Genomic DNA, 5,188 nt, shown 5'->3' with positions numbered 1-5,188 from the left:
ATATTATATTCTTTTTGGTTTGAGGTTTGCGGTATGGTTATTCTTGGATATTTAATGGCCGTTTTTATGGGGCTAATTCTTGGTGTTATAGGGGGAGGGGGTTCAATACTTACAGTTCCTATACTTGTTTACCTAATGGGAATTTCACCAGATATCGCAACTGGATATTCATTACTTTTAGTTGGAGCTACAGCTGCATTTGGAGCAATTCGATATTTTCGTGAAGGGCTAGTTGACATAAAAGCTTCAATACTTTTTGCGATACCGTCAATTGTAGCTGTATATCTTACTCGTGCTTTTTTAATGCCAAATATCCCTGACGACATACTTTTGTCGCCCATACATATCACTAAAAATACAGCGATTATGGTTTTATTTGCCATCTTAATGTTGGCATCGGCTGTAATGATGTTACGTAAAGCGTATAAATCTCAAACTGTAACTAACTCCGCACCTGCTATCTCAAACTCTAGTTCTAGAGTTGCTTTAATAATGACTGAAGGCGCTGTAGTTGGTTTAGTGACAGGTGTTTTAGGGGCTGGAGGTGGCTTTTTAATTATACCTGCACTTGTTTTGTTTTTAGGTATGCCGATGAAAAACGCGGTTGGTGCTTCACTTTTTATTATTGCGCTTAAATCATTACTCGGATTTGTTGGCGATTTACAAGCAGGTATTTCTCTCGAAGTGCCGTTGCTTCCACTTATGCTCGTTGCCACCTTTATCGGTATGGCTATTTCAACAAAAGTAGCGAGTAAATTAGACGGTGCTTCATTGCAAAAGTTCTTTGCCTTTTTCACTTTGATAATCGCCATTTTTATTATTTCTAAAGAGTTAATCTAGAAGGAAAAAACTATGAACGTTGAAACATTTTACGACACAACAACCGCTACTTTTACTTATGTTATTGTTGATAAAGCAACAAGTAAGTGCGCTGTTATTGATTCTGTACTTGATTATGACGCTTTTTCAGGAAAGTCATCAACTGTTAATGCAGACAAAGTGATTGAGTTTATTAATAGCAACAATTTACAGAATGAATGGATTTTAGAGACTCATGTTCATGCAGATCACATAACAGCTGCCCACTATCTAAAAACAAAGGTTGGAGGAAAAATAGGCATTGGCAGCGGTATCAAAGAAGTATTAGATACTTGGTTACCTGTATTCGAAATGTGTGATGACACGCCAAGCGATGGAAGTCAGTACGATGTATTATTTGAAGAAGGTGATACATTTAATATTGGTGATCTTAATGTAACCGTTTGGCATACACCGGGTCATACACCTGCTTGCGCAAGCTATTTAGTTAATAACTCAATTTTTGTCGGTGACACCATGTTTGCACCCCACCTTGGGACTGCTAGATGTGACTTCCCAGGCGGTAGTGCAAAAGATTTATATAATACAATCCAGCGATTCTTTACTTTGAGTGATGATACAAAGGTTTACTTAGGTCATGATTACCCTAAAGAAGGTTCATCACCACTCTCTTGTATTTCAATTGCTCAAGCCAAATCTGAAAATGTTCAAGTCTCGCCAAGTGTAACAATGCAAGAATACATTACCAAGCGTGAAAAAAGAGATGCGACATTAGCAGTGCCTAAATTACTACTACCAGCAATTCAATGTAACTTGAGAAATGGCCAATTTTTAATATCTGAACAGACAGGCAAACCTTTTATTAGAGTTCCTGTTAATTCAATATAGTTGGAGAGATGTTATGAATATTAAAAAGTTATCTGATGATGTATCGGTTTCACCCCAAATAAATATTGAAGACTGTACGGAAATATTAAAAATGGGGTTTAAGAGCATTATTTGTAACAGACCCGATGGTGAGTGCGAAACACAGCCCTCATTTTCTTCTATTAATGAACAAGCTCATGAGCTTGGTATATTAACTTATTATTTACCAGTCATTAGCGGTGCTATTACAGAAGAAAACAAGCAAGAATTCGAGTTTGCCCTTAGTAAGCTACCAAAACCTATTCTTGCATATTGCAGAACGGGCACTCGTTCAGGGATTCTTTATTCAATGGTTAGTGCAAATAGTGAGGGTGAACGATTATGACCTTTAAGCGAGTAACACCTGAATTATCTGTATCAGCACAGATAACGCTGAACGATTTGCAGCATATAAAAGAGCAAGGCTTTAAATCTATTGTCTGTAATAGACCTGATGGTGAGGGGGCTGATCAAATTAGTTTTGCTGCAATAGAAAAACAAGCAAATAATTTAGGCTTAAATTGCCATTACTTACCTGTTGTAAGTAGTAAGGTGACCGATGATGATATTAAAAACTTTGAAAATATTGTTAGAGACTTACCGAAACCTATTTTAGCTTATTGTAGAACAGGTACTCGCTCAATCACGTTATGGGCCATGAGTGCACCAAAAACATATTCTCATGAAGAGATTTTAAATTTATCACAAAAAGCGGGCTATGATTTAAGTGGCGTTATTAGACGTTTAAAAAATAATGGTGAAACGCAAATCAGTAAAGCTGATTTTGCTTACCCTATTGTGATAATAGGTGCTGGGGCAGGTGGTGTCGCTGTTGCTGCGAGTATTAAGTCACGTTCACCAGAGAGTGAAATAGTTATCATTGAGCCCAATGAAATACATTATTACCAACCTGGTTGGACATTAGTTGGCAGAGGGGTTTTTACTCCTGAACAAACGGTTAAAACTACAGCGTCGGTAATACCTGATGGTGTAAAGTGGCTTAAAGGTGCAGCAGCTGCATTTATACCCGATGAAAACTTGATAATAATTGACGGTTGTAGAACGGTTAAGTACGAACATTTGGTAGTATGTCCTGGAATTAAGCTTGATTGGCATAAAATTGATGGGCTCAGCGAAACATTAGGTGAAAATGGCGTAACCTCAAATTATAGGTACGATTTAGCACCCTATACTTGGGAGTTGGTGCAAAACCTCAAGAAGGGAAAGGCGGTGTTCTCTCAGCCACCAATGCCGATAAAGTGTGCCGGAGCTCCCCAAAAAGCCATGTATTTATCATCCGACTACTGGTTTAAAAACAAAGTAATTAATAATATAGATGTGGAGTTTTACAATAAAGGCGAAGTTCTTTTTGGTGTTAAAGAGTATGTACCTGCTCTACTAGAGTATATTAAAAAGTACGATGTCAATATGAATTTCAATCATGAGTTAATTGCTGTTGATGGAAAGCAAAAAATAGCGACTTTTAAAGTGGTTAATGGCGAAAATGAATCTGTGGAAAAAGTTAAATTTGATATGTTGCATGTCGTGCCCCCTCAATCTGCTCCAGATTTTATTAAAGTGAGCCCACTTGTCGATGAAAATGGCTGGATAGATGTTGACCAATCAACACTACAGCATAAAAAGTTTAGTAATATTTTTGCATTAGGTGATGCTACTAATGCGCCAAACGCAAAAACGGCTGCTGCTGCAAGAATGCAGGCACCAGTTGTTGCTACTAATCTTTTATATGCGAGAGGATTATCTAAATATCAAGCTATATATAACGGTTATGGTAGCTGTCCACTGACTGTTGAACTTGGCAAAGTCGTATTAGCTGAATTTGGTTATGGTGGTAAAGTAATGAATAGCTTTCCGTCATGGATTATTAATGGTAAACGCCCATCTAGACTTGCTTGGCTACTAAAAGAAAAGTTGTTGCCGCCTATTTATTGGTTAGGCATGTTAAAAGGCAGAGAGTGGATGGCAAAACCAGAGAAGTTATCAGATAAATCAGACTAGCAACCCTACTAACTTTGATAACAATAAGGCTTAATAATGAATAATCCTGTTGACTTTTGGGACGACCGATTTGCATCAAGTGACTATGCTTATGGCAAAGAGCCTAATGATTTTTTAAAAGCAAATACACATTACATTACGGGCGAAAAAATATTGTGTTTAGCTGAAGGGGAAGGGCGTAATGCTGTTTATCTAGCCAAGCTAGGTTACGAAGTTACTTTAGTTGACTTTTCAAGTGCCGCCCTTTCTAAGGCTAAAGCCTTAGCACAAGAGCAACAAGTTGAGATAACAATTGTTCAAAGTGATCTGTCACAGTATCAAATAGCTGAAAATAGCTGGGATGCAATTATTATGATATTTGCACACCTTCCACCAGCAATTAGAAGGCAGGTGCATTCTCAGTGTGTGTCTGGATTATCAGACAATGGTGTACTTATAATTGAAGGTTATACGCCTTTGCAACTTAATAACAACACCGGTGGCCCAAAAGACGAATCGCTTCTATATACTCAACCAATGTTTATTAATGATTTTTCAGCACTTTCATTTATTATTTTTCATGAAGTAGAGCGAGAAATAAGTGAAGGGGTTTATCACTGTGGTAAAAGTAATACATTGCAACTCGTCGCGTTAAATCGAGATCATAATTAAAGCTTAAAATTAAAAACACAAACTACCATAAACTTTGAATCGATATTATTTAATAACGCTTTAATACCTGTTCGATAGACGTTGGCGCATTCTTGCCTTGAGTTGGCACTTTTGTTAAGTCATATAAACGAGTTAAGTCGTCGAGTGTTTGCCAAAAAAGTAATAGCTGCATGAATGAAATTAGTCGAGTAATTTCAAAATTTTTTATTGTTTGAGATCAATAAAGTAACAAAGAATAAAGTGCATAATTTACGACTGTAATTTTATGCTAGTAATAAGCAATGAGGTTAGAAAGTGGCTTTATTAATAAATAGTAAATGCATTAACTGTGATATGTGCGACCCCGAGTGCCCAAATGAAGCCATTTATATGGGCGCTAAAATTTATCAAATAGATTCAGATAAATGCACCGAATGTGTGGGTCATTACGACAAGCCAACGTGCGTGAGCGTGTGCCCCATTGATTGTATAAAGCCCGATCCTAATCATCGTGAGAGCTTAGATGAACTGGCGGAAAAGTATGTGAGGTTAATGGGTTAGTTACTTAATAAGTAGATTAATTATATGTTTTTCTGAGAAAGCTAAGTGCATTGTAACTAATTAGTTATTGTTTATTTTTGGCATAGTTCCCACATACAATTAAAAAAGGATTTAAAGTGCTCTTGAGCGAAATTAAAAATATAAAGAGCTTTCTTGGTGCCCAACTTTATTTTCAGCTAAATGGCCGAAGCTTAAATAATTTAATAGCTAAAGAGTAAAGGTCACAAATATACAATCTTATAAAGTATTATAG

7 protein-coding genes are annotated in these 5,188 nt (G+C 36.7%); 6 read left to right on the top strand and 1 reads right to left on the bottom strand.

Annotated elements, in window-relative coordinates; all coding sequences use genetic code 11:
* The 5 genes from QL984_RS18195 to QL984_RS18175 form a co-directional block, all read left to right on the top strand.
* Positions 1-840 (top strand): sulfite exporter TauE/SafE family protein (locus QL984_RS18195; RefSeq protein ID WP_356947852.1); only part of this gene is annotated, 840 nt, incomplete at its 5' end.
* 12 nt (positions 841-852) lie between these two features.
* Positions 853-1,707, top strand: a complete 855-nt coding sequence (locus tag QL984_RS18190) for an MBL fold metallo-hydrolase (RefSeq protein WP_016900097.1) — start codon at positions 853-855, stop codon at positions 1,705-1,707.
* A gap of 13 nt (positions 1,708-1,720) precedes the next feature.
* Positions 1,721-2,071 (top strand): TIGR01244 family sulfur transferase, encoded by a 351-nt coding sequence (locus tag QL984_RS18185; protein WP_016900098.1) that lies wholly within the window; start codon positions 1,721-1,723, stop codon positions 2,069-2,071.
* The gene (locus tag QL984_RS18180; protein WP_036955268.1) at positions 2,068-3,744 is read left to right on the top strand and encodes a bifunctional protein tyrosine phosphatase family protein/NAD(P)/FAD-dependent oxidoreductase; all 1,677 of its coding nucleotides are present in this window, start codon (positions 2,068-2,070) and stop codon (positions 3,742-3,744) included. The genes QL984_RS18185 and QL984_RS18180 overlap by 4 nt, the downstream gene beginning before the upstream one ends.
* 36 nt (positions 3,745-3,780) lie before the next feature.
* Positions 3,781-4,395, top strand: coding sequence for a class I SAM-dependent methyltransferase (locus tag QL984_RS18175; RefSeq protein ID WP_036955265.1), 615 nt, complete (start codon positions 3,781-3,783; stop codon positions 4,393-4,395).
* Between the two features lie 49 nt (positions 4,396-4,444).
* On the opposite strand, the gene QL984_RS18170 is transcribed toward QL984_RS18175, so the two are convergent.
* Positions 4,445-4,567 (bottom strand): hypothetical protein, encoded by a 123-nt coding sequence (locus QL984_RS18170; RefSeq protein WP_257720507.1) that lies wholly within the window; start codon positions 4,565-4,567, stop codon positions 4,445-4,447.
* Between the two features lie 122 nt (positions 4,568-4,689).
* Between QL984_RS18170 and QL984_RS18165 the strand changes: the two genes are divergently transcribed.
* Complete coding sequence (locus QL984_RS18165; RefSeq protein ID WP_036955262.1) at positions 4,690-4,935, top strand: YfhL family 4Fe-4S dicluster ferredoxin; 246 nt, start codon at positions 4,690-4,692, stop codon at positions 4,933-4,935.
* The last annotated feature ends 253 nt before the right edge of the window (positions 4,936-5,188 follow it).

The sequence above is a fragment of the Pseudoalteromonas sp. APC 3495 genome, assembly GCF_030407645.1.
GTDB classification, from domain to species: domain Bacteria; phylum Pseudomonadota; class Gammaproteobacteria; order Enterobacterales; family Alteromonadaceae; genus Pseudoalteromonas; species Pseudoalteromonas tetraodonis.
Note: the sequence above shows the minus strand (reverse complement) of the source record. Positions and strands in the feature narration are given on the sequence as shown.